At 66.0% G+C, this 22703-nt stretch carries 20 protein-coding genes and 1 tRNA gene; 12 read left to right on the top strand and 9 right to left on the bottom strand.

What is annotated here, in order from left to right:
* Positions 1–102 precede the first annotated feature (102 nt).
* The gene (aroA, locus tag J7643_13445; GenBank protein MBO9541587.1) at positions 103–1380 is read right to left on the bottom strand and encodes a 3-phosphoshikimate 1-carboxyvinyltransferase; all 1278 of its coding nucleotides are present in this window, start codon (positions 1378–1380) and stop codon (positions 103–105) included.
* Positions 1381–1403: 23 nt separating this feature from the next.
* On the bottom strand, positions 1404–2240 hold the full coding sequence (locus tag J7643_13440; GenBank protein MBO9541586.1) for a prephenate dehydrogenase/arogenate dehydrogenase family protein: 837 nt from the start codon (positions 2238–2240) through the stop codon (positions 1404–1406).
* 197 nt (positions 2241–2437) lie between these two features.
* On the opposite strand from J7643_13440, the gene J7643_13435 reads away from it, so the two are divergent.
* From J7643_13435 to J7643_13425, 3 genes are all read left to right on the top strand, one after another.
* The gene (locus tag J7643_13435; GenBank protein MBO9541585.1) at positions 2438–2896 is read left to right on the top strand and encodes a VanZ family protein; all 459 of its coding nucleotides are present in this window, start codon (positions 2438–2440) and stop codon (positions 2894–2896) included.
* A gap of 97 nt (positions 2897–2993) precedes the next feature.
* Positions 2994–3767 carry a ComF family protein gene (locus J7643_13430; protein ID MBO9541584.1) on the top strand — a complete coding sequence of 258 codons (774 nt, stop codon included), beginning with the start codon at positions 2994–2996 and terminating at the stop codon, positions 3765–3767.
* Positions 3768–3838: 71 nt separating this feature from the next.
* The gene (locus tag J7643_13425) at positions 3839–5902 is read left to right on the top strand and encodes a methyl-accepting chemotaxis protein (protein MBO9541583.1); all 2064 of its coding nucleotides are present in this window, start codon (positions 3839–3841) and stop codon (positions 5900–5902) included.
* A 71-nt stretch (positions 5903–5973) separates the two neighbouring features.
* On the opposite strand, the gene J7643_13420 is transcribed toward J7643_13425, so the two are convergent.
* The gene (locus J7643_13420) at positions 5974–6594 is read right to left on the bottom strand and encodes a hypothetical protein (protein MBO9541582.1); all 621 of its coding nucleotides are present in this window, start codon (positions 6592–6594) and stop codon (positions 5974–5976) included.
* A 148-nt stretch (positions 6595–6742) separates the two neighbouring features.
* Positions 6743–8887 (bottom strand): oligopeptide transporter, OPT family, encoded by a 2145-nt coding sequence (locus J7643_13415; GenBank protein ID MBO9541581.1) that lies wholly within the window; start codon positions 8885–8887, stop codon positions 6743–6745.
* 150 nt (positions 8888–9037) lie between these two features.
* Here J7643_13415 and J7643_13410 point away from each other — a divergent pair, with 150 nt between their 5' ends.
* Positions 9038–10228: an aminotransferase class V-fold PLP-dependent enzyme gene (locus tag J7643_13410; GenBank protein MBO9541580.1), complete on the top strand. Its 1191-nt coding sequence runs from the start codon at positions 9038–9040 to the stop codon at positions 10226–10228.
* 84 nt (positions 10229–10312) lie between these two features.
* Here J7643_13410 and J7643_13405 read toward each other — a convergent pair whose 3' ends face one another.
* Positions 10313–11203 carry an MBL fold metallo-hydrolase gene (locus J7643_13405; protein MBO9541579.1) on the bottom strand — a complete coding sequence of 297 codons (891 nt, stop codon included), beginning with the start codon at positions 11201–11203 and terminating at the stop codon, positions 10313–10315.
* Between the two features lie 539 nt (positions 11204–11742).
* On the opposite strand from J7643_13405, the gene J7643_13400 reads away from it, so the two are divergent.
* Complete coding sequence (locus J7643_13400) at positions 11743–12603, top strand: hypothetical protein (protein ID MBO9541578.1); 861 nt, start codon at positions 11743–11745, stop codon at positions 12601–12603.
* 297 nt (positions 12604–12900) lie between these two features.
* Here J7643_13400 and J7643_13395 read toward each other — a convergent pair.
* The 4 genes from J7643_13395 to J7643_13380 all read right to left on the bottom strand — a co-directional run bounded on the left by J7643_13395 (position 12901) and on the right by J7643_13380 (position 15362).
* A tRNA-Ile gene (locus J7643_13395) sits at positions 12901–12973 on the bottom strand.
* Positions 12974–13115: 142 nt separating this feature from the next.
* The gene (locus tag J7643_13390; protein ID MBO9541577.1) at positions 13116–14042 is read right to left on the bottom strand and encodes a caspase family protein; all 927 of its coding nucleotides are present in this window, start codon (positions 14040–14042) and stop codon (positions 13116–13118) included.
* 220 nt (positions 14043–14262) lie between these two features.
* Positions 14263–14922, bottom strand: a complete 660-nt coding sequence (locus tag J7643_13385) for a sulfite exporter TauE/SafE family protein (protein MBO9541576.1) — start codon at positions 14920–14922, stop codon at positions 14263–14265.
* Positions 14919–15362 (bottom strand): FixH family protein, encoded by a 444-nt coding sequence (locus tag J7643_13380; protein MBO9541575.1) that lies wholly within the window; start codon positions 15360–15362, stop codon positions 14919–14921. Before J7643_13380 ends, J7643_13385 begins: the two co-directional genes overlap by 4 nt.
* 241 nt (positions 15363–15603) lie before the next feature.
* On the opposite strand from J7643_13380, the gene ccoN reads away from it, so the two are divergent.
* From ccoN to cadA, 7 genes are read left to right on the top strand one after another with little or no spacing between them, the layout of a single operon-like run.
* Positions 15604–17061 carry a cytochrome-c oxidase, cbb3-type subunit I gene (ccoN, locus tag J7643_13375; protein MBO9541574.1) on the top strand — a complete coding sequence of 486 codons (1458 nt, stop codon included), beginning with the start codon at positions 15604–15606 and terminating at the stop codon, positions 17059–17061.
* Positions 17062–17091: 30 nt separating this feature from the next.
* Positions 17092–17697, top strand: coding sequence for a cytochrome-c oxidase, cbb3-type subunit II (gene ccoO, locus J7643_13370; protein MBO9541573.1), 606 nt, complete (start codon positions 17092–17094; stop codon positions 17695–17697).
* 6 nt (positions 17698–17703) lie between these two features.
* Positions 17704–17853, top strand: a complete 150-nt coding sequence (locus J7643_13365; protein ID MBO9541572.1) for a cbb3-type cytochrome c oxidase subunit 3 — start codon at positions 17704–17706, stop codon at positions 17851–17853.
* Between the two features lie 4 nt (positions 17854–17857).
* Positions 17858–18400 (top strand): c-type cytochrome, encoded by a 543-nt coding sequence (locus J7643_13360; protein ID MBO9541571.1) that lies wholly within the window; start codon positions 17858–17860, stop codon positions 18398–18400.
* Positions 18401–18425: 25 nt separating this feature from the next.
* Positions 18426–19820, top strand: a complete 1395-nt coding sequence (gene ccoG, locus J7643_13355; GenBank protein MBO9541570.1) for a cytochrome c oxidase accessory protein CcoG — start codon at positions 18426–18428, stop codon at positions 19818–19820.
* A gap of 12 nt (positions 19821–19832) precedes the next feature.
* Positions 19833–20315, top strand: coding sequence for a FixH family protein (locus J7643_13350; GenBank protein MBO9541569.1), 483 nt, complete (start codon positions 19833–19835; stop codon positions 20313–20315).
* Positions 20312–22702: a cadmium-translocating P-type ATPase gene (gene cadA, locus J7643_13345; protein MBO9541568.1), complete on the top strand. Its 2391-nt coding sequence runs from the start codon at positions 20312–20314 to the stop codon at positions 22700–22702. Before J7643_13350 ends, cadA begins: the two co-directional genes overlap by 4 nt.
* Position 22703 lies beyond the last annotated feature (1 nt).

Below are 22703 nucleotides of genomic sequence, written 5' to 3'. Positions count from 1 at the left end.
ATTTTTGGTCGAAGTCCGCGCCACATGGACGCATGGGCTCCGCCGACAGCGATCCTATCATCGCCGACCAGAAGATGCAAGGACGCGCAGGGGGCGAATAGCTCAGGCTCGGAGGCCTGTAAGCGTCTCCCAGAAACCGGGATAGCTGGTCTCGGTGCAGCGCACCCCTTCGATCTCCACTGGTTGAGGGGTCACGAGCGCCGCAAGCCCCAGCATCATGGCGATCCGGTGGTCGCCCCGACTCTCGCAGCGCTCGCCGTGCCAGCGGGTGCCGCCTTCGATGATCAGGCCGTCGGGCAGCTCCTGGATCTTGGCGCCGAGCTTGCCGAGTTCGGTCGCGATCGCGCTGAGGCGATCGGACTCCTTGACCCGCAGCTCCTGGGCGTCGCGCACGAGGGTGGTGCCCGTGGCGCAGGCGGCAGCCAAAGCGAGGATCGGGATCTCGTCCACCAGGCGCGGGATGACCTCGCCCTGGATGCTCGTCCCCGTGAGCTTGGCAGCACGCACCCGCAGGTCCGCCACCTGCTCACCAGCGATCTCGCGCGCGTTGAGCCGGGTGATGTCGGCCCCCATCCGTTCGAGCACGTCGAGGACGCCGGTACGGGTGGGGTTGATGCCCACGTTCTCGAGCAAGAGATCCGAGCCCGGGGCGATCGAGGCCGCCACCAGCCAGAAGGCCGCGCTCGAGATGTCGCCGGGCACCTCCACGTCGCAAGGCGAGAGCTCGTGGCCGCCTTCGACCGAGACCGTGAGGCCGTCGCGCCGGATCCGTGCGCCCATGGCCGCGAGCATCAGCTCGGTGTGGTCGCGGCTGAGCAGCGGCTCGGTGACCGAGGTCGTGCCCTCGGCGCGCAAGCCCGCGAGCAGGACCGCGCTCTTGATCTGGGCGCTTGCGACCGGGCTTTGATAGTGGATGGCCGAAAGCTTGCGCCCGCGCACCGCAAGGGGCGCGAGCGTTCCGTCCTCGCGTCCGTCGATCGAGGCCCCCATCTGGCGCAGGGGCGCGACGATCCGGCCCATGGGCCGCTTGCGGATCGAGGCGTCGCCCGTCACCGTCGCGAAACCGTCGATACCGGCCAAAAGGCCGAGCATCAGGCGCACGGTCGTGCCCGAGTTGCCCACGTCGAGGATCTCGCCGGGCTCCTTGAGGCCGTGCAGCCCCTGGCCGTGGACGATCCACTCGGAGCCTGCGCCCTCGATGGGCACCCCCATGGCGCGGAAGCAGCGGATCGTCCCCAGGCAGTCCTCGCCGGGCAAGAAGTGGGTGATGCGCGACGAGCCGCTGGCCAGGGAGGCGAGCATGACGGCCCGGTGCGAGAGGGACTTGTCCCCCGGGATGCGCACGGTGCCGCGCAGAGCACCGCCGGGCGCGACGCTCAGGCGATCGAGGGGGTGGGCGGGGCTCAAAGCTTGAGGTCCTCGCGCCACTTGCCGACCCCGGCGAAGAGGCCCTCAAGGCCGACGGTGATCTCGTTCTGGAGCATGATCTCGAACTGGGAGAGCTGGTAGCGCATGGCCGCGATCGCATGGAGCAGGGCCTCGCGGTTGGCCATGCAGATGTCGGCCCCGAGGGTCGGGTTGCTCATGGCCAGGCGGGTGGTGTCGCGGAAGCCGGCGGCGGCGACCAGGGGCAGGTCGGGCACGTCCTTGGTGGCCCCCTGGGCGATGCGCGCCACCGAGGTGGCCATCAGGAAGGGCATGTGGCTGGTATAGGCCACCGCCAGGTCGTGGGCGGCCGGCTCCATCTCGACGAAGCGAGCGTTGAGGGGAGCCAGCAGCTCCTGAACGCGCTCGCCCGCCTTGCGCTCGGCGTCGGAAGTGGGGGTCAGGACGTAGGTGCGGCCCTCGAAGAGCTTGGGATCCGCGTTGGAAAGCCCGCGCTGCTCGGTGCCCGCCATGGGGTGGCCGCCGACGAAGGTCCCTTCGGAGAAGAGGGGTGCTGCGGCGCGGACGATCGTGCCCTTGACGCTGCCCACGTCGGTGACGAGGGTGCCGGGCTTGATCAGGGGCGCAAGCTGCTTGAAGACCAGGGGGATCTTGCCCAGGGGCACGGCCACGATGACGAGGTCCGCGCCCTCGACGCCGACCTTGAGGTCCTTGGTGGCCTCCATGCCGCGCTCCTTGGCGAGCTTGAGCACCGCCGGGTCCAGGTCGACCCCGATGAGGTCGTGGTGACCCGCAAGGGCGGTGTAGAGGGAGCCCCCGATGAGGCCGAGCCCGACCAGACAAATACGCGCCATTGATACCCCCAGTGGTCGTTCGAACGAGTGCGGGCGCTGTCCCTGCAGCCCCCTCATGAGCTTAGCAAAGGTTTCGACGCCCGGCACCTTGCGGCGTCTTCTCCCTTTCCGTAAGCTTTTAGAAGAAGGCTTGCCAAGCTTCCTCATGCCCCCATGCCGTGCTTGCCAAACGGAACGAAAACGAGTGGCGCCCCCTGATGCCCGAACGCTTCGATCCCCCCATCCCGCTTCCCTTCAAGGGTGCTCGCGCGCTCCGCTGGCTCCTGGTCGTAGGCTGGATGGCGGTCATCTTCATGGCCTCCGCCGACACCGCCTCGGGTGACCACTCGGGCGCCATGGTACGGACCGTGTTCGGCCTCCTGGGCCTCGACGCCACGCCCGAGCGCCTCGCGCTCGTCGGCCACCTGTTCCGCAAGGCCAGCCACTTCACCGAGTACGCCATCCTCGCGCTGCTCTGGGCCTGGGCACTGCCGCCGGGCCGCTATCGCCTCATGCTCGCCTGGGCGGCCGCCACCGCCTACGCCGCCACCGACGAGTGGCACCAGGCCTTCGTGCCTGGCCGCGGCCCCGCCCTCACCGACGTGGGGATCGACTCCCTGGGGGCTGCTACGGCCTTGCTCGCGAGCTGGCTCTGGCGGCGCCTTCGGCGATATTGACACAAATATTATTTATCATTATAAAATCAAATAACTCAGACCACGCCTGCCCCTCTGCGATCGTCCCGCTCGTCGCGACCCAGATCGGAGGTACCGCATGGATCGTCCGCTATTGCCGCCCGCCTGGCCTCAGGTCCTCGCCCAGACCCTGCTCGATCGGCTACTCGGCACACCCTGCCTCGGGTGCAACCGAGCGGGACACGAGCCGCTCTGCCCCAACTGCCTGGCCTATCTCGAGCCGTTGCCTCCCTCTCGCTGCCGCCGCTGCCAGGGCGTGCTCAATGCGCAGGGCGACTGCGCCCTGTGCCGGCAGAACCCGGGCGGGGTCGAGGGGGTCTTTGCGATCGGCACCTACGCGGGGAGCCTGCGCAAGCTCATCCGCCTGCTCAAGTACCAGAACCGCGTCGATCTGGGGCTGTACCTGGGCTCCCAGCTGGCCGACCGGATTCGCATGCTCACCGATCCCGGCTGGCTGGTAGTCCCCATTCCCCTGCACCAGGATCGTCAGCGCCAGCGCGGCTACAACCAGGCCGAGCTTCTCGGCTGGCAGCTGGCCCGGCGGCTCGAGCTCGACTACGCCCCCCAGGCCCTCAGACGGCCGACGAACGGGCGCCCCTTCTACCTACGCGGGCGCTCGGAGCGCTGGGCGGCGGCCCAGGGGGCCTTCAAGGGCGAGCCCAGCCGGATCAAGGGGCGGCGCATCCTCTTGGTCGATGACATCATGACCTCGGGGGCGACCGCATGGGGGGCCGCCAGCGCCCTGCGACAGGCGGGCGCGAGCGAAGTCTGGCTCGCCGTGGCCGCGCGCGCGGCCCTCAAAACCACACCTCACACCGCCAAGGCGTTAACAAGCCACGCATCGGGACTTTAGTCCCTCGCCCTGCGCGCGCTCCTTCGAGTAGAACGGGCTACGCCCACTTCTATGATCGAGGAGCGCCGCTTATGTCCATCAGACAATCGACCATCAACCTCGTCGCTGGTATCGCCTTCGCCATCATGGCGCTGCTCCTGGCGGGCAGCGTGTACTTCGTCGGGACGGCGGTGAACGCCGAGCGCACGGCCGTCAGTGAGCAGGCCGAGCTCAAGCAGCTCGGCTTCGACATCCATAACGCCTCGGCCCTGCTCACCGACGAGGTCCGCAAGTACGCGGTGACGGCGGATCCCACCCACCTGCGCGCCTACTGGCGCGAGGTCGAAGAGACCAAGACGGGCGAGAAGACCCTCGCGCGCCTCAAGGAGCTCGGCATCCCGCAGGCGGAGTTCGACCTGCTGGAGCAGGCCAAGCGGAACTCCGACACCCTGATCGCCACCGAGATCCGCGCCATGCGCCTCATGCTCGAGGCGACCGGTGCGAACGAGGGGAACATGCCCTCGGCGATCGCGAGCCGCCCGCTCGCGGGAGCCGACCACGCGCTCGGCCACGGCGCCAAGCTCGTCAAGGCCCGCGAGATCCTCTACGACGCCGCCTACGAGACCGAGAAGGCCCGCATCGAAGGACCCATCACCGAGTTCCAGCGCATGATGAACGCGCGCGCCGCCAAGAGCAGCGAGGAAGCCCGCGCCCTGACCCAGCGCGCGCTCGGCATCCTCGGTCTGCTCTCGGTCCTGATCCCCATCGGCATGGGGGCGGTCCTCTGGATCTTCCGCAGCCAGGTGGGGCTGCCCATCGTCGGCTACATCCGCGCCCTCGAAGGCGGCGCCACCTCGCTCACCGAAGTGGGCACCGAGGAGCTGCGCAAGCTGGCCGGCGCCCTCAACCACCAGTTCAAGAGCAACCTCGCCATGCAGGCGCAGCAACAAGCCATGATCGCGCGCCTCACCGAGCTCGCCGCCCAGGTGGGCGAGAACGCTGAGAAGCTGAGCGCCTCCAGCGAGAACATGGCCTCGGCGACCGAGCAGTCGGATCTGGCCGTCCAGCAGGTATCGCTCGCGATCCAGCACGTGGCCTCGAGCGCGGTCTCGACCAACCACTCGGCCCAGTCGAGCAACATCTCGGCCCGCGAGCTGGCCGCCGCCGTCGCGAGCATCGCCGAGGGCGCCATCTCCCAGGCCCGCGAGGTGCAGGAGACCGCCGCCACCGCCCAGCAGATGGCCCAGAACGTGGAGCAGGTCTCCCAGAGCGCCCAGGAGGTCGCCGAGACCAGCGCCCTCGCTAAGCAGGCCAGTGAGCGCGGCGCCCAGGCGGTCCGCGCGACCCAGACGGGAATGGGCGAGATCCAGCAGGTGGTCGCGCAAGCCGCCCGCAAGATCACCGAGCTCGGCCAGCTGAGCGACACCATCGGGGCGGTGGTCGAGACCATCGACGACATCGCCGAGCAGACGAATCTCCTCGCGCTCAACGCGGCAATCGAGGCGGCAAGAGCCGGCGAGCACGGCCGCGGCTTCGCGGTCGTCGCCGACGAGGTCCGCAAGCTCGCCGAGCGCAGCCAGCGCGAAACCAAGGCGATCGCCGACTTGATCCGCCAGGTGCAGTCGGGCACCCAGGAGGCCGTGAACGCCATGTCCCAGGGTACCGCCCGGGTCGAGCAGGGCACCGAACGCGCCGACCAGGCCGCCAAGGCCCTGGCCGAGATCCTCTCGGCAGTCGAGCGTACCGCCGCTCAGGTGGGGGCGATCGCCTCGGCCGCCCGCGAGATGAACACGGGCGCCCACGGGGTGGTGACGGCCATGGCGAGCATCAAGGCCGTCGTCGAGGCGAACACCGCGGCCACCGAGCAGATGTCCGCCCAGGCGGGCCAGGTGACCGAGGCGATGCAGACGATCGCCGCCGGCGCCGAGACCCAGAGCGCCTCGGCCGAGGAGGTGAGCGCGAGCGCCGCCGAGATGGCCGCCCAGGTCAAGCAGATGGCCATCCAGGCCCAGGAGCTCTCCGGCATGTCCGATCAGCTCAAGGGGATCGTCGCCGGCTTCCAGGCCGAGACGGGCGCAGGCCCCGCACAGGGCACGCCCGCCGAGCGCCGCATCGGCCGGAGCGAGATGCCGCTGCTCGCCAGCGCAAGCCGCTAACCAACGAAGCGAACGGGCCGCCTGGCATCAGGCGGCCCGTTCGTCTGCCTTTCGTCTCAGGCGCGAACGGATCACGCGGAGCCGAGGGCCTCGGTGTTGCGGCGTTCGGTGCGGGGAGCAGATGCCAGGCGCGAAAGCAGGCGCGAGACCAGCGCCTCGGGGTCCTGGTCGTAGAGGACCTCGGCCCCGGTCGGCTTGTTGCACAGCTCGACCAGCCCGGCGATGCCCGGGGTGATGCCGCCGGTGCCCTCCAGGACCCCGATGAGCTTGCCTTCTTCGTAGGCGATCGCGAACTCGCCGAGGGTTCCCGAGCGGCCGCCCACCAGCACCACCACGTCGCTGGAGAGGATGTTGGGCACCTCGCGGCCCATCGGGCCCGCGCCGGTGTAGACGACGAAGTCCAGGTGGTCGAGGGGCGACCCGTAGCGCTGAGTGTGCTCGGCGCGGCTCGCAGCCGGCGAGATGCCCGTGGTCAGGCCGCCTTCGGCCTTTGCCCCGAGCACGGCCCGGTGGGGCAGGCCGGGACAGGCCCCGGTGAGGATGGCGCAGCCGGCGCGGGCGATCGCACCCCCCAGGCGATAAGCGAGATCCAGGGCCTCGGGACTCATCTCGCCGCTTGCAGCCCCCATGACCCCGAAGACCAGGCGCGGCTCCTGGTGCGAGGTAGCGGGTGCGGGCAAGGGTTCGATCATCGTGCCTCCGGGATCTTGGCGAATATGAAAGCCTGGTAGTAGCGTCCTACCAAGCTTTCATACCCGCCTGTTCTCGTGAGGCAACCCGAGCGCCAGCAAGAAGCCCCGCACCTGATAGGCGCGGGGCTCAAGACGACCGGAGGTCGAACTAGGTGGTCTCGGGGCGCTTGCGGCCTATCCGCCACAGCACGGCCACCAGGACCGCGAAAGGCAACAGGGCGAACAGGTCGCTCTCGGCCAGCGGGCCCGCAACGCCCGTCAGGTCGATGAAGCGGTCGATACCGGCGCCCGCGAGGCCTGCGACCAGGACGCCCGCGATCGAGCCGCCCGCGATGAGGCCCGAGGACAAGAGCACGCCGGGCGCGAACTCTTCGGACTCCTTGGTCTCGGTCGCCTTGCGACGGCGGTCCACCAGGTAACGGATGAGACCACCCGCCATGATGGGCACCGAGGTCGCGATGGGCAGGTAGGCGCCGACCGCGAAGGGCAGGGCCGCCACGCCGCACAGCTCCATCATGAGCGCGAGGAAGACACCGATCAGCACCAGGCCCCAGGGCAGCTTCTGGCTCAGGATGCCGTCGACGATCATGCTGAAGAGGCGCGCCTTGGGGGCGTCCAGCTTGGTGACGGGCTTGCCGTCCACCTCGGAGACCACCCCACCGATGCCGGGATCGACCAGGTAGGCGATCTTGCCCGCGTCATCGACCAGATACTTGCCCACCGGCACGTCCCCCACCGCCTCGGGCTGGAAGTGAACGTGGTACTCCTTGCCGTCCGGGCCCTTCTGGAGCTTGTGGTCGGCAGCGACCGCCGCCGTGAAGGCGGGGTACGAGCGGGGCACGATCGTGGTGTAGGCGTTGTTGAGGAAGAGCAGGGTCCAGCCGATGAAAATGGCGCTGGTGATGACGCCGACGCTGATGGCGATCTGCTGGGCGCGCGGGGTACCGCCAACCAGGAAGCCCGTCTTGAGGTCCTGGCTGGTCGTGCCACCGTTGGAGGCTGCGATGCAGACGATGGCCGCCGTCGAGAGGGCCATGGCCTGGTAGCTGATCCCCGTCCAGCCCACCGCGAGGAAGAGCAGGCAGGTGATGAGCAGGGTCGCCACGGTCATGCCCGAGATGGGGTTGGACGAGGAACCAATCTCACCGGTGATGCGGCTGCTGACCGTCACGAAGAAGAAGCTGAACAGGACGATCAGGACCGCCGAGACCGGGTGGATCTGCAGGACGGGCGCCACGCAGATGGCAAGCAGGAGGGCGATCGACCCGAAGACGACCACCGTCATGGGCAGGTCGCGCTCGGTGCGAAGGATGGGCTGGGGATGCGCCGTCTGTTCCTTGCGCGTTTCGAAGAAGGAGCCCATGCCCCGCTTGAAGGCGTTCACGATGGTGGGGAAGGAGCGCACCAGGCTGATGATACCGCCGGTCGCGACCGCCCCCGCGCCGATGTAGAGGATGTAGGCGTTGCGGATCTCGGCGGGGCTCATGTCGGCGATGAGCTTGGTCGCGGGGAACATGGGGACCGTCAGGCCCGCGCCGAAGATCTTGATGGCGGGGATCATGACGAGGAAGCTCAGCACACCGCCCGCGAGCATGGTCGCCGCGGTGCGCGGGCCGATGATGTAACCGACGCCCAGGAGCTCGGGAGAGACCTCGGCAGCGACCGAGCCGCCCTTGAAGCCGGGCACCAGCCAGCCGGGGGCCTCCTTCCAGAGGTGGGTGCCGGCGTTGAGGATCTTGTAGAAGGCGCCGACGAAGAAGCCCAGGAAGACCACGCGGGCATTGGTGCCGCGCTCCTCGCCGACGATGAGGACGTCGGCGCAGGCGGTGCCCTCGGGGTAGGTCAGCTTGCCGTGCTCGTGGACGATGAGACCCTGGCGCAGGGGGATCATCATGAGCACGCCGAGAAGACCGCCCAAGAGGGCGACCATGAGAACGCGAACGAGCTCGAGGTCCTGACCCAGGAGCAACAGGGCCGGCATGGTGAAGGCCACGCCGGCTGCGATCGACTCGCCGGCCGAGCCGGTGGTCTGCACGATGTTGTTCTCGAGGATCGTGGCGCGGCCGAAGAGGCGGAAGATGGTGATGGCGAGGACTGCGATGGGGATGCTCGCGCTGACGGTCATGCCGACCTTGAGGGCCAGGTAGACCGACGAGGCGGCGAAGACGATACCAAGCACCGCTCCGAGCGCCAGCGCCCGGAAGGTGAGCTCGGGCGGATGCTCATGAGGAGAGATGTAGGGCTTGAAGCCGCCGTCGGTACCGGCAGGTGGGGAGTCGAGCGTCGAACTCATGGCGTTCTCCGGACTTCTTGAAGTAGGGCAACATGTTAGCTTAGCGCGTATTGAATCTTATCGGCAATGCCGACGTCGGGATGTCGCATGGCCACCCTCGGATCAAGTCCCTATAATCGATAGCGCCCCACCCGCAAAGGAGACGCCGTCTTGTCCATCGACCTTTCCCGCGCCCGTGCCGAAACCCCCGGCTGCGCCCACGTCACCCACTTCAACAACGCGGGCGCCGCCCTGATGCCCCAGCCGGTGCTGGATGCGGTCATGGCGCACCTGGAGCTCGAAGCCCGGATCGGGGGCTACGAGGCGGCACGGCAGCAGGACGAGGCCCATGAGCAGGTCTACGACGACATTGCCCGCCTCATCGGCGCGCAGCGAGACGAGATCGCCCTCTTCGAGAACTCGACCCGCGCCTGGGACATGGCCTTCTACTCGATTCCCTTCAAGGCGGGCGATCGCATCCTGACCTCGGCCGCCGAGTACGCGAGCAACTTCATCGCCTTCCTCCAGCTGGCAAAGAAGGCGGGCGTCGAGATCACGGTCGTCCCGAACGACGAGCACGGCCAGATCTCCCTGAGCGCCTTGCGCGCTGCCATGGACGAGCGGGTCAAGCTCATCGCGCTCACCCACGTGCCGACCAACGGGGGGCTCGTGAACCCCGCCGAGGAAGTCGGGGCGATCGCGAAGGAAGCCGGCGTGCTCTACCTGCTCGATGCATGCCAGTCGGTGGGGCAACTGCCCATCGACGTGGAGGCCATCGGGTGCGACTTCCTCTCGGCGACCGGGCGCAAGTACCTGCGCGGCCCGCGCGGCACGGGCTTCCTCTACGTCTCGCGCCGGGTGCTGGACCGGCTGGAGCCCGCCATGCTCGACCTTCACGCCGCGACCTGGACGCATCCCGACCGCTACGAAATTCGCCAAGACGCCCGCCGCTTCGAGAGCTGGGAGTCCAGCCTCGCGGGCCGGCTCGGCCTGGGGGCGGCCGTGCGCTATGCCCTCGACTGGGGGCTCGAAAACATCGAGGAGCGCATCGTTTACCTGGCCGAACGGCTACGAGGCGCCCTCTCGGCCCTGCCCGGGGTCACGGTGCATGACCAAGGCCTCCGGCGCTGCGGGATCGTCTCCTTCACCGTCCGCGGGCACGAGCCCCTGGCGCTGCGCGACGCGCTCTCGGCCCAGGGCCTCAACTTGAGCACCTCGTCGATGAGCTCGACCCGGCTCGACATGGAAGCCCGTCAGCTGGAGGCCATCCTGCGAGCCTCGGTCCACTACTACAACACGGAAGCCGAGATCGAGGCTCTGTGCGGCACGCTGTGCGCCCAGCTCACCAAGGTTCCCCGCTGACACACCCCCAGCGCTAAACAACCCGGAGGCCGGTCGTCTGGACGACCGGCCTCCGCTTTCGAAGAGACAGATGGATGCGATCCTTCACCTCGCTGCCGTTCCCGCGACGAGCGACTGGCGCATGCGCCTCACGAGCGTTTCGAGGGCCGCATGCATCACGTCGGGCGGCAGGTGGATCCGGTCCCCGTGGCCAGGCAGCACCCACTCGAACGAGTAGCCGAGAAGCCGCTCCATGGATCGGACCTGCTCGGGCCATGAGTACCAGCACACGCTTTGCGAGGCTCCGAGGCTCCGATCATCCGGATAGCCCCACAAGTGATCGCCGCTGAACAGGTAGCGGTTCTCGTACAGCAGGGCGGCATGCCCTCGGGTGTGGCCTGGGGTCGGGATGACGACAAAGCCCTTGGCCAGCTCCACGGGCTCATCCCCGTTGAGGATGGTCTCCGCCGCCGGTACGGCCGATCGATCGGCATCGTAGATGATGCGCTGGGCCTTGAAGGTTTCGGCGTAACGGTCGGCATCGGCGACGTCGTCTCGGTGGGTCAGGAAAATATAGCGGATACCGCCCATGGCCTCGAAGCGCTGGACGAGGTGGGACAGGTACTTGGGGGAGTCGATGAGCCAGTTGCCTTGCGGGTGCTGGATGAAGTAGCTGTTGCCGCCGAAGGACTTGGGCGAGTTGAAGCCGTTGTAGTAGACCCCATCATCGAGCGGCAGCGGAAAGTCCGCCATCACCTCGCGGGCCTGGTTGGGATGGACCGTGCCGATGGAGCCCGTCGGGCAGCACAAGAGGGCGCGCAGGGCGTCATGGGTTTCATCGGCGGACTGGGGCTGGGCGTAGACGTAGGAGAAGTCGCCGCTTTCCCCGAAGGTGCGGCACGCGAGCTGGCGACAGGTGCCACAGTCGATGCAGGTGGAGTCGACGAAGAATTCGCCCGCGACATTCTCGGGCAGCCGTTTCTTGAGCGTCGCCATCACAACCATCCTTTCCGGGGCCTCAAGGTGAGAGCCCAGAGGTTTTCACCCCTGGGCTCTCCCGAAACCATTGTCCCCTATTACGGGGGGTGACTCTCCCGTTCAAAGCTTTCGCCTTGGTGGCGAGAGGTCGCCAGGCATCGATCCTGGTATTCGGCCGAAGCCGGGCTCGGAACCGACGTCCTTTTTGGTTTGTGTCGATACTCTATCGCAACACTTTACATTCCGCAACAATCAACCAGATCTGTTTCGTCGTAGTAATCGCAAGCAAGCGAGGGCAAGCCCCACCCCATCGCCAGGAAGAGCGCTGCAAAAAATCGTCCTATCTCATTCTCTGGGAGGATTTCAATCCCGCAGACCCCAGAAAAGCAAAGGCAACTAGCGATGTGATCGTAAGATGGTTAACGGGCGAGCGTATTCATGGCTACATTGCCAATGGAACGGTCGTCAACGAAACCGTTGCTAAACGAATCGATCGACTCATCAGACCACTTGAAGCTCGAAGCGGCGGCCTAACGGAAGAAGGTTAGCGAGGGACCATGGAACATCAATTTGCTCTGCTAAACGGCGACAAGATCGAAATCATTAAGAAGCTACACTTTAAGGAATACTCTGAGCTTCTGGGAGCGATGAATACGCTGTCAAAGATCCTTAGCCAATCGCAGCTATTCGTAATGATAATGATGAACCACCATGAGTACAACAAATTTCTTGAAGAATGCTTAAAAGATTTTGTAAAAAACGGTTCGAAGTCTGCTTCCAAGATGGACAGAATTGTAATTGAAACAAATCGACTAGCGCTCAACTTACTAACATCAATCAGATCCTTCCTACACCATACAGAGACTCGACTAAACCGGGAATTTGGTAACGACTCGAAACAGCTTAAACAATTCAAGGCATCCTGCTCTCGCGAATATGAAAATCATTTTTCGTATCGATTTCTGAATGGTTTAAGAAACTACGCACAACACTGCGGTCTTCCCATCGGGTCCGTTGGTTTAACTTATGAATTAGTTGACGAAAATACAAACTCGGTAACTTACAGCATTCGAGCACATATAAGTCGCGATCAACTTCTTGAATCTTTCGATTGGAAAAAACTAAGAAAAGAAATTCAGGACCAACCCAATGAAATTGATGTAACAACTCATATTAACAGCACAGTATACAGCCTAAAGCGAATCATGATCGACCTGTTAGCTGAAGATAATGATATTGCGCGACGCAGCGCGCTAAAGATTAAAAAATTAATGGAAATAAAACCTGAAATAGCAGGCACTCCATGTATAGTTACGACAAAAGACTCTCAAATGAGCGTCCAAGGAGTTCCTGCATATCTCCTGGATGCAGTCTTGGATGGTTTCAATTCATCAACCGACCGGAAGCAGCACGATTAACGACAGGACGAAACGCTCTTGGTTTGCCCTTCTCAATCATATGCCGAGCTATACGGAAAAGCAGCCTCTTGGTTCCTAGAAGCGCCCTACCCTCAGCAAGGCGAACATTAGGAGAATGACTTTGAGCTTCGGTTGAGCAGGCTCAGAAACCTCATTCCCTCAAAGAATCGCTAAGCCCCCAGAGGGCAACGGCTGGTGATTTGTTACCCCACCTGTTACCTCGACTAAGAAAAACCATTATTTGAGCAGCAAATAAAAAAACCCAGAATCAGCACTACGACTGACTCTGGGGAATAGTGGAGGCACAGGGATTCGAACCCTGAACCAAGGGATTATGAGTCCCCTGCTCTGACCGTTGAGCTATACCTCCGAACGCTATGATTTAGTCTAGCATACAAGACCCTTCAAGGGCTTCTTATCCAGCGCACGCCACTGTTGCAGCGGCCCCGAAAAGGGAACAGGCAGTCGCGTGATGCGACTGCCTGTTCCCTTGAACCAGAGAGGTCTGGTTGTTAGTTGACGATGCTGAAGATCTTGGCGTTGGCAGCACCCTGCAGGTTGGGGGTCTGCGAGTAGCGGTTGGCCTTGATCGCCGAGACGGTCGCCTTGTGCCAGTCGGCGTAGGTCATCGCCTGGCCGCCCTTCTTGTAGGAGTCGACGAGGTAGTAGGTCAGCGCGCCGTTGTAGGTGCCGGTGATGTAGGCGTCGGCCGAGGTCTGGTCGTCCTGGCAGCCCGAGATCAGGGTGTAGGCGCCGCTGTTGGCGCGGGCCGCGAAGGTGCTCATCGCCTTGGTGTTGACGCGGACGGCGTCCAGGTTGCGGGTGTTGTTCTCGAGGTTCAGGCCGCGGACGCGGTTGAGGCGATCGACCGTGCCCGAGTTGCAGGAGTCCGAGACGAACAGCATCGAGGCGCCGGCGGGCAGCTGACCGAGGATGCTCTGCAGCTCGTCGTCGAGGATGGCGTTCTTGAAGCCGTTGGGGCCCGAAGCCAGGTCGGTGGGGCAGAGGATCTCATCCATGCCGTCCGGCTCGTCGCCGTTGGTGTCGCGGACCTGGGCGCCGTGACCCGAGTAGTGGAAGTAGAGGAAGTCACCCTTCTTGGTGGCGGCGACCGCGGCCTTGAGGCCGGCGAGGATGTTCTCGCGGGTGGCCTGCTGGTCGAGCAGGACGGTCGTGTCGTTCGCCTTGAAGCCCTCGGCGCTCAGCATGTTGGCCTGGACGTTCTTGATGTCGTTGACGCAACCGCGCAGGTCGGCACCCTGCATCATGTAGTCGTTGATGCCGACCAGGAAGGCGCGCTTGGTGCCGGTGACGGCGCTCATGCCCTTGAGGGAACCGGTCTCGCCGTTGACCATCGAGGCGCCGGGGACGCCGCAACCCACGAGCGCGCTCGCGGCGGCAACCGAGGAAAGCATCAAGGCGACGAGGTTCTTCTTCACGGGTGACTCCTTGCGCGGTGGGGCGTCTTCGGCCCGGCAACGTATCGACAAGATTCAGAATAGATTAATCCACCTTAACTGTCAATAACCCTACCTTAACTATTTAACCTTTATTTAACCTATTGCTCAAAGCGAACCCCCGTCTTGCTTTCGAGCCGTCCCTCCAGGGTGGAGAGACGGCTCGATCGAAAAAATCTCTAAAAATTCTCGGAAAAATTTTTCAGACCAGGCCCCTAAAAACGGTAAGGACCCCGATCCCGATCAGGACGAGGGCGCCGACCTGCTGGAGGCGCTGGCGAATCGTCACGCCAACGCGATAGGCGATGAGGCCGAGCAAGAGCATCGCCGGCAGGGTGCCAAGGCCAAAGCTCGCCATGGTGAGGCCGCCGCCGAGCGCCGAGCCGGTGGTGGCAGCGATCGCCGCCCCGCTGTAGACCATGCCGCAAGGCAGCCAGCCGTTGAGCACCCCGACCCCGAAGGCGCGCGCGTGCGGATCGAGAGTCATGGCTTGACGGAAGAGACCCTTGAACCAGGGAGCCTCGGCGAAAGAGGGCAGAGCCTCGGGGCTCAGGCGACGCCAGCCGAGCATCCCCAGCCCCAAGAGGATCATGAGAACACCGGAGACGACGCTGAGCGCCCCCTGCATCCCCGCGAGGCGCCCGCCGAGGGCGACCGCAGAGCCCAAGGCCCCGACTCCCAGGCCGATCACGGCGTACGAAGCGGTCCGTCCCAGGTTGTAAAGGAGGTGAACGGTCCACTTCCCGCGCCCGCCCTCGGGCAGGGTCGAGGAGTAGGCGGCGACGATGCCGCCGCACATGCCCAGGCAGTGGGCGAAGCTGAAGAGGAAGCCCAGCGAGAGGGCCGCCCAGAGGGGAATCATCGCGTGGAGATCTCGACCAGCTCGGTGGCCGCGCCGGTGCGATCCCCCTGCTTCGCGGTGGCCTCGATCTGCCAGCGGCCGCCCATGGTGAAGTTGCCCTCGCCCCGGTACACGCCGGGCTGGCCCGGCACCGGCTGGGCGTCGAAGCGGTTGAGGGGCATCTCCATGTCGGGCATGGTCAGATCGAAGCGAACCTCGGCGCCTTCGAGCGGCAAGCCATCCGGCGTCCGGACCGTGACCTCGAAGGGCATGGGCTTGAAGGCCTTGAGCTCGGCAAGCGGTGCGATCGCAAGGCGCAACTCGCCGGCCGGGGCCTGCGAGGCCCGCTGGGTCCCGATCATCTGACGCGAGAAGAGCACCCCTGCGATCAGGACGAGCACCAAGAGGACGAGCGCTCCGAGCTTGGGGAGCGCGGAACGGGAGGGTTCGAGACCGGCCATGACTTCTCCTTTTAGCGAGACGACACCTGGATCCTATGCCCGAAGCCCCCGCGGCGGGTCCGGGTGAACTACTGATCTTACCCCCTTGAGGGGGCGAGGCCCGTAGATACTACGGATCTGCCGTCCGGCGCACTTATCTATGATGTGGATGGAACATCAGGGGTAAGCTCCCTGATCAAGCGTCTTTTGCGGCGATCGCCCACGCGCGATCCCCGCACACCTCGGAGGAGAAGAAGGGACGATGCAACAAACTTTGGCAAACACCACCGGCCATGCGGAGGAGGCACCGGTCTACGACGACCAGACCGTGCGCAACTTCGTCCTGGCCTCGATCTTCTGGGGCATCATCGGGATGTTCGTGGGCGTCTGGATCGCCGGCCAGCTGGCCTGGCCCGCGCTGAACTTCGACACCCCCTGGTTCTCGTTCGGCCGCCTGCGCCCCGTCCACACCAACGCCGTCATCTTCGCCTTTGGCGGCAACGTGCTCTTCGCTTCCATGTACTATGTCGTGCAGCGCACCTGCCGCGTTCGCATGTTCAACGACACCCTCTCCAAGCTGCACTTCTGGCTGTGGCAGCTGGTCATCGTCGCCGACGCGATCGCCCTGCCCCTGGGCTTCACCCGCGGCAAGGAGTACGCCGAGCCCGAATGGCCCATCGCGCTCGTGCTGGGCGTGACCTGGATCATCGCGACGATCAACTTCTTCGGCACGCTCGCCAAGCGCAAGGAGAAGCACATCTACGTCGCCAACTGGTTCACCATGGCGCTCTTGCTGGGCGTCTTGATGCTGTACGTCTTCAACGGCCTCTCGTCGCTGCCCGTCAGCCTCACCAAGTCCTACTCGCTCTACGCGGGCGTCCAGGACGCGCTCATCCAGTGGTGGTACGGCCACAACGCGGTGGGCTTCATTCTGACCGCGGGCTTCCTCTCTTTGATGTACTACTTCCTGCCCAAGCAGTCCGGCCGGCCGGTCTATAGCTACCGCCTGTCGATCCTGCACTTCTGGGCCCTGATCTTCATCTACATCTGGGCCGGTCCCCACCACCTGCTCTACACCGCCCTGCCCGAGTGGGCCCAGACCCTGGGGATGACCTTCTCGATCATGCTGCTCGGCCCCTCGTGGGCGGGCTCGCTCAACGGCATGCTGACCCTCAAGGGCGCCTGGGACATGCTGCGCACCGATCCCATCATCAAGTTCATGTTCACGGCGATCACCTTCTACGCCATGTCCACCACCGAGGGATCGCTGCTCTCGATCCGCTCGCTCAACGCCCTCTCGCACTACACCGACTGGACCGTCGGCCACGTCCACTCGGGCGCCCTCGGCTGGGTCGCCATGATCTCGATCGGCTCGATGTACTACATGATCCCCCGCCTCTGGGGCAAGGCCCAGATGTACAGCACCCGCCTGATCAACACCCACTTCTGGATGTCGACCGTGGGCCTCTTGCTCTACGTCGCGGCCATGTGGATGTCCGGCATCAGCCAGGGCCTCATGTGGCGCGCCACCAACGCCGACGGCAGCCTGACCTACACCTTCGCCGAGACCGTGGCGGCCATGCACCCCTTCTACGTCATCCGCACCGTCGGCGGCGCCCTGTTCCTCGCCGGCATGCTCGTGATGGCCTACAACACCTACAAGACCCTCTCGCCCCGCGCCCGTGCTCAGTCGGCCACCAAGCCGAGCCTGGCCTCCTAGCGCCTGCGGCTATTTGTTAGGAGATCACCGATGGCTTTTCTGAAGAATCTCTACGACAGCCCCCTCAAGCTGGGCGTCATGGTCGCGATCACCGTGAGCATCGGCGGCATGGTCGAGATCCTGCCCCTGTTCTTCCTCAAGAACGCGGTGCCGGCACTCGAAGGCGTCAAGCCTCTCCCCGCCCTGGCCCTCGAAGGGCGCGACCTCTACGTGAAGGAAGGCTGCTACACCTGCCACACCCAGCAGGTCCGCCCCTTCCGCACCGAGACCGAACGCTTCGGCCAGTACTCGCTCGCGGGCGAGTCGGTCTACGACCGCCCCTTCCAGTGGGGCTCCAAGCGCACCGGCCCGGACCTCGCCCGCCTGGGCGGCAAGTACCCCGACTCCTGGCACGTCCAGCACATGCGCGACCCGCGCAGCATGGTCCCCGAGTCGGTGATGCCCTCGTACCCCTGGCTCGAGAAGACCGCCCTCAAGACCGACGGCATCCAGGCCAAGATGAAGGGCCTGCGCATGCTCGGCGAGCCCTACACCGACGCCGAGATCGCCGCGGCCCCCGCCGCGCTCGAGGGCAAGACCGAGCTGGACGCCCTCATCGCCTACTTGCAGGGCCTCGGCTCTGCGGTCAAGAGGTAAGCAGCCATGAGCTTCGATACCTTCGCCACCGCCTGCAAAATCGTCTCGCTGTTGATGTTCTTCCCGATCTTCGTGGGAGTGGTCTTCTACGCGTACGGGCGGCGGAACAAGACCCGCCTGGAATCCTACGCCCTCATCCCGCTGCAAGAGGATTAAGCGAATGTCCGCACCCAAGCCCAAGCCCGAACCCAAGATCCTGCACACCATCGACGGCATCGGCGAGTACGACAACCCGAGCCCCCCTTGGATCGTCGCGACGTTCTACGCCACCGTCGTCTTCGCCCTCGTCTATCAGGTCCTCTTCCCGAGCTGGTTCGGTCCCGGCCTGCTCAAGTGGAGCCAGGTCAAGAAGTACGACCATGAGGTCCAGGTCGCTTCCCAGGTCGCGGCCAAGGCCGCCTCGAGCGAAGCCGCGCTCGGCATCGACGCCATCGTCAAGGACCCCAAGGCGATCGAGGCGGGCAAGGCCGTCTACGCGGCCAACTGCGCCGCCTGCCACGGGGTCAGCGCCGAGGGCGGCATCGGCCCCAACCTGGTCACGCCCCCCTACTGGGCCTACGGCACCGGCACCCCCGCCGACATCGAGCACATCATCTCCAAGGGCACCGCCAAGGGCATGCCCGCCTGGGAAGGCGTGCTCGGCAAGACCAAGGTCCAGCAAGTCACTGCCTTCATCTACCACCTGGAGAACCCCGGCAAGTAACAAGTAACTAGAAAGAAGTACCGCCATGGCCGATCCCGCCGCTTACAAGCCCAACACCGAGATGTTCAAGGGCAAGATCTTCGTCAAGAACATCTGGGGCAGTTTCCAGGCCCAACGCTGGAAGGTCTTCGCCTTCCTGCTCGTGAGCTGGTTCCTGTTGCCTTGGTGGCGGATCGGCGATCGGCCTGCGGTGCTCCTCGACATCCCCGGCCGCAAGTTCCACATCCTGTGGGTGACCTTCTGGCCGCAGGACGTCTACCTCCTCACCCTCCTCCTCATCACCGCCGCACTCTTGCTCTTCGCCACGACCATGCTCGTCGGGCGCGCCTGGTGCGGCTACACCTGCCCCCAGACCGTGGGCACCAGTCTCTTTCTCGAGGTCGAGCGCTGGATCGACGGCGATCGCCCCCAGCAGATGCGGCTCGCCAAGGCCCCCTGGACGCTCGATAAGACCAAGAAGCGCTTCCTGAAGCACGGCATCTGGGTCGCCATGTCCCTGCTCCTGAGCCTCAACCTGCTCGCCTACTTCGTCCCGGCCCCCGAGGTGCTGCGCCGCCTCGTCACCCTGGGCTTCACCCCCGCCAACTGGGGTGCGCTCGCCTTCTTCACGGCGCTCGCCTACGCCGACTTCGGGCACGCCCGCGACTGGGTCTGCAAGTTCCCCTGCCCCTACGGCCGCTTCCAGGGGATCATGACCGATCCCGAGTCGATGGTGGTCACCTTCGACGTCAAGCGCGGCGAGCCGCGCCAGTTCTTCCGCAAGGGCGAGGAGCGCACGGCGGGCGACTGCGTCAGCTGCAACCTGTGCGTGGACGTGTGCCCCACCGGCATCGACATCCGCAACGGCCTGCAGTACGAGTGCATCTCGTGCATGCGCTGCGTGGACGCCTGCGACCACGTGATGGGCAAGGTCGGCTTCGAGCAGGGCCTCATCCGCCTCGCCACCGAGCGCGAGATGAAGGGGCAGCCCCCGCGCAAGTTCCGCCCGCGCCTGGCCTTCTACGGCGCCGCCCTCCTGGTGGTGGTCGGCACCATGGCCACCTCCATCGCCGTGCGCCCCACCACCGACCTGGACGTGCTGCGCAACCGCAGCTTCGTCTACCAGCAGCTGCCCGACGGCCGCATCAGCAACGTCTACATGGTCAAGGCCCTCAACAAGGACGACCACGACCACACCTACCGCCTGGAAATCGAGGGGCTCGACGCCGAGGTGATCGGCGGCTCGTCGCAGATCGCGGCCCGCGCGGGCGAGGTGGTACAACAGAGCGTGGCGCTGGCCGTCAATCCCGTGCAAGACGCGACCAGCGTCGACAAGTTCACGTTCGTCCTGGTGGACACCGAGACCGGCAAGAAGGTTGCCAAGCGCGGCAGCACCTTCGTCCTGCCCGATCGCCAAGTCCGCCAAGGGACCGGAAGCTAAGAGGAGGCCTTCATGAAGTTCACCTACGCCCAGAAGTTCGTCGGCGGCATGATCGGCATCCTCGTCATCGCCCTGGCGGTCGACATCGGCACCATCGTGGCGGGGGCCAGGACCGACGACGGCCTGGTGGTCGAGCACTACTACAAGCACGGCCTCAACTACGACGTCCAGCGCGCGCAGCGCGAAAACCGGCAGGGCTGGCAGGTCGTCCTCGACGCCCCCAAGACGGCCCAGCGCGCCGCGCAGGCGACCGTGACGCTCAAGGATCGGGAAAACCGCCCGCTCGACGGCGCCACCGTCACCCTCCAGCTCTTCCGGCCGACCAAGGCAGGCTACGACCAGCGCATCACCCTCGCCCACGTCGGAGCGGGCCGCTTCGAGGCCCCGGTCACCGTCCCGCTCGAAGGCCTCTGGGACGCCACGGTCGAGATCCAACAGGGCGCGACGCGCTACGACCATCGTGAGCGCCTGCACCTGGAGGCCCCCGGGTCATGACCCCGCTCGCGCCGACGGCCGGGACCCCGCGCATCGTCGCCTGCTTCCACTGCGGGCTCGACGCCACCTCCCCCGTGCTCGCGCAGGTCGGCGACGAGACGCGCACCTTCTGCTGCAAGGCCTGTAGGCTCGCTGCCGAGCTGATCGGCGATCAGGGGCTTTCGAGCTTCTACGCCAAGCGCGAGGGCTTCGGCCTCAAGCCCGAAACCGCCCAGGACTTCCCTTACGACGATCCCCACTTCCAGGAGAGCATCTCCACGCCCCAGGGCGCCTGCATGCGCGAGGTCGTCCTGGAGCTCTCAGGGCTCCACTGCTCGGCCTGCGTGTGGCTGATCGAGCGCATCCTCGGCCAGCGCGACGGGATCGCCTCGGTGCGGGTCAACTTCACCGCCCGCCGCGCCGTCATCCTCTGGGATCCCGCCGTGATCGGGCTCGGAGCGATCGCGGGCCTGCTGGCCTCGCTCGGTTACCCTGCCTCCCCCTACGACCCCACCGGCACCGATCGGCAGGCCCGCGTCCGCCAGCGCACCATGCTGATCCGGCTCTCGGTCGCGGCCCTCGCCGCGCTCGGGGCCATGTTCGTGGGCGAGGGGCTCAACTGGGGCGGGTTCGACGCGAGCGAGCACCAGCTGCGCCGGATGCTGGCGTGGATCGGCCTCGCGGTCTCGACGCCCGCCGCCCTCTACGTGGGCTGGCCCTTCTTCAAGTCCGCCTGGACCGGGCTGCGGGCCCGGGTGCTCACCATGGACGCCACCATCACCCTCGCCTCGCTGACGGCCTACCTCGCGAGCGTCTGGGCGACGGTCTCGGGCCGCGGGCCGGTCTACTTCGATTGCCTGCTCGCGCTCCTGTTCTTCCTGCTGCTCGGCCGCGCCCTCGAAGGATCGGTGAGGCGCCGGGTGCTCGGTCAGGCCGAGCGCCACTGGCGGCTGGCGGCGCCCAGCGCGACCCGGCTCGGCGATGAGGGCGAGGAGACGGTCGCCACTGCCGCCATCCGGGTGGGCGATCGCCTCCTAGTCCGCCCCGGCGAGACCATCCCCGTCGACGGGCGGGTGGAGTCAGGCAGCGGCCACGTGGACGAGGCCATGCTCAGCGGCGAGTCGGTCCCGGTCTCCAAGGAGCCTGCGAGCCCTGTCACGGCGGGCACCCTCAACCTGGAAGGCGCGCTCGTGATCCGCGCCGAGAAGGTGGGCGCCGAGACGACCCTTGCGCAGATCGTAAAGTGGGTGAGCGAGGCGGACGCCGCCAGGGCCCCCTCCCAGGTCCTCGCGGACAAGGCGGCGGTGGTCTTCTTGCCCTTGCTCGTGCTGGTGGCGGCCGTGACGTTCTGGCTCAACTGGCCGCGCGGGCTGGATGCGGCCATCCGCAACACCATCTCGGTGCTGATCGTGACCTGCCCGTGCGCGCTGGGGCTCGCGACCCCCGCGGCGATCGCCGTGGCCATGGCGCGCGGAGCCCGCGAGGGGATCCTGTTCAAGGGCGGCGAGGAGCTCGAACGCCTGCGCGCCGTGACCCACCTGATCCTGGACAAGACGGGCACCGTGACGGCGGGCCGGATGCGGGTGACCCAGGTGGAGGGCGAGGGGTTGGCACTCGCCGCCTCGCTCGAAGCCCTCTCGGAGCACCCTATGGCCCGGGCGGTGACGGCCTACGCCCGCGAGCAAGGGATCGAGCCACTTTCAGTCGAAGGCTTCAAGGCCGTGCCCGGCCACGGGGTCGAGGGCATGGTTCAGGGCGCTCGCGTGCGGGTCGGCAAGGCCGCCTGGCTAGGCGCCGAGGCGGAAGCCGAAATTCGGCAGGAAACGGAGAGCCGTATCTTCGTGGAGCGCGACGGGGTGCTGGTGGGCTCTCTGGCGATCGCCGACACCCTGCGCCCGGACGCGACCGAGACCCTCGACGCACTCAAGGGCCGCGGGATCGAGGGGATGCTGCTCTCGGGCGATCGCAAGCCCGTGGTCGAAGCTATCGCCCGCGCGCTCGGCCTGGGGCGGTCCTTCTCGGACGTCTTGCCCGACGGCAAGCGCGCGGTGGTACAATCCCAGCGAGGCCCGGGCCGCACCGTGGCCATGGTGGGCGACGGGGTGAACGACGCTCCGGCCCTTGCGAGCGCCGACGTGGGCATCGCCATGGGGCAGGGGGCGGCGATCGCCGCTTCGGCCGCGGGGGTGGTGCTGCTGGGCGATCGCCTCGCGCAGCTGCTGGAGGCCTTCCAGCTCTCGGAGGCGACAGTGCGGACGATCCGCGCCAACTTCGCCCTCTCGGCACTCTACAACGTGGTGGCGGTGCCGATCGCAGCCATGGGCTGGGTCTCGCCCCAGTGGGCAGCGGTGCTGATGCCCGCAAGCTCGCTCTTGGTCCTGTTCAACTCCCTGCGCCTGTCGAGGTGAC

It is taken from the genome of bacterium (genome assembly GCA_017744355.1).
Classification (GTDB): Bacteria; Cyanobacteriota; Sericytochromatia; order S15B-MN24; family UBA4093; genus JAGIBK01.
Note: the sequence above shows the minus strand (reverse complement) of the source record. Positions and strands in the feature narration are given on the sequence as shown.

Bases quoted from the DNA above. Each gene is read 5' to 3' on its own strand.
- J7643_13440 (MBO9541586.1), bottom strand. From the start codon at position 2,240: ATGGCGCGTATTTGTCTGGTCGGGCTCGGCCTCATCGGGGGCTCCCTC.
- J7643_13435 (MBO9541585.1), top strand. From the start codon at position 2,438: ATGCCCGAACGCTTCGATCCCCCCATCCCGCTTCCCTTCAAGGGTGCT.
- J7643_13430 (MBO9541584.1), top strand. From the start codon at position 2,994: ATGGATCGTCCGCTATTGCCGCCCGCCTGGCCTCAGGTCCTCGCCCAG.
- J7643_13425 (MBO9541583.1), top strand. From the start codon at position 3,839: ATGTCCATCAGACAATCGACCATCAACCTCGTCGCTGGTATCGCCTTC.
- J7643_13420 (MBO9541582.1), bottom strand. From the start codon at position 6,594: ATGATCGAACCCTTGCCCGCACCCGCTACCTCGCACCAGGAGCCGCGC.
- J7643_13415 (MBO9541581.1), bottom strand. From the start codon at position 8,887: ATGAGTTCGACGCTCGACTCCCCACCTGCCGGTACCGACGGCGGCTTC.
- J7643_13405 (MBO9541579.1), bottom strand. From the start codon at position 11,203: ATGGCGACGCTCAAGAAACGGCTGCCCGAGAATGTCGCGGGCGAATTC.
- J7643_13400 (MBO9541578.1), top strand. From the start codon at position 11,743: ATGGAACATCAATTTGCTCTGCTAAACGGCGACAAGATCGAAATCATT.
- J7643_13385 (MBO9541576.1), bottom strand. From the start codon at position 14,922: ATGATTCCCCTCTGGGCGGCCCTCTCGCTGGGCTTCCTCTTCAGCTTC.
- J7643_13380 (MBO9541575.1), bottom strand. From the start codon at position 15,362: ATGGCCGGTCTCGAACCCTCCCGTTCCGCGCTCCCCAAGCTCGGAGCG.
- ccoN (MBO9541574.1), top strand. From the start codon at position 15,604: ATGCAACAAACTTTGGCAAACACCACCGGCCATGCGGAGGAGGCACCG.
- ccoO (MBO9541573.1), top strand. From the start codon at position 17,092: ATGGCTTTTCTGAAGAATCTCTACGACAGCCCCCTCAAGCTGGGCGTC.
- J7643_13365 (MBO9541572.1), top strand. From the start codon at position 17,704: ATGAGCTTCGATACCTTCGCCACCGCCTGCAAAATCGTCTCGCTGTTG.
- J7643_13360 (MBO9541571.1), top strand. From the start codon at position 17,858: ATGTCCGCACCCAAGCCCAAGCCCGAACCCAAGATCCTGCACACCATC.
- ccoG (MBO9541570.1), top strand. From the start codon at position 18,426: ATGGCCGATCCCGCCGCTTACAAGCCCAACACCGAGATGTTCAAGGGC.
- J7643_13350 (MBO9541569.1), top strand. From the start codon at position 19,833: ATGAAGTTCACCTACGCCCAGAAGTTCGTCGGCGGCATGATCGGCATC.
- cadA (MBO9541568.1), top strand. From the start codon at position 20,312: ATGACCCCGCTCGCGCCGACGGCCGGGACCCCGCGCATCGTCGCCTGC.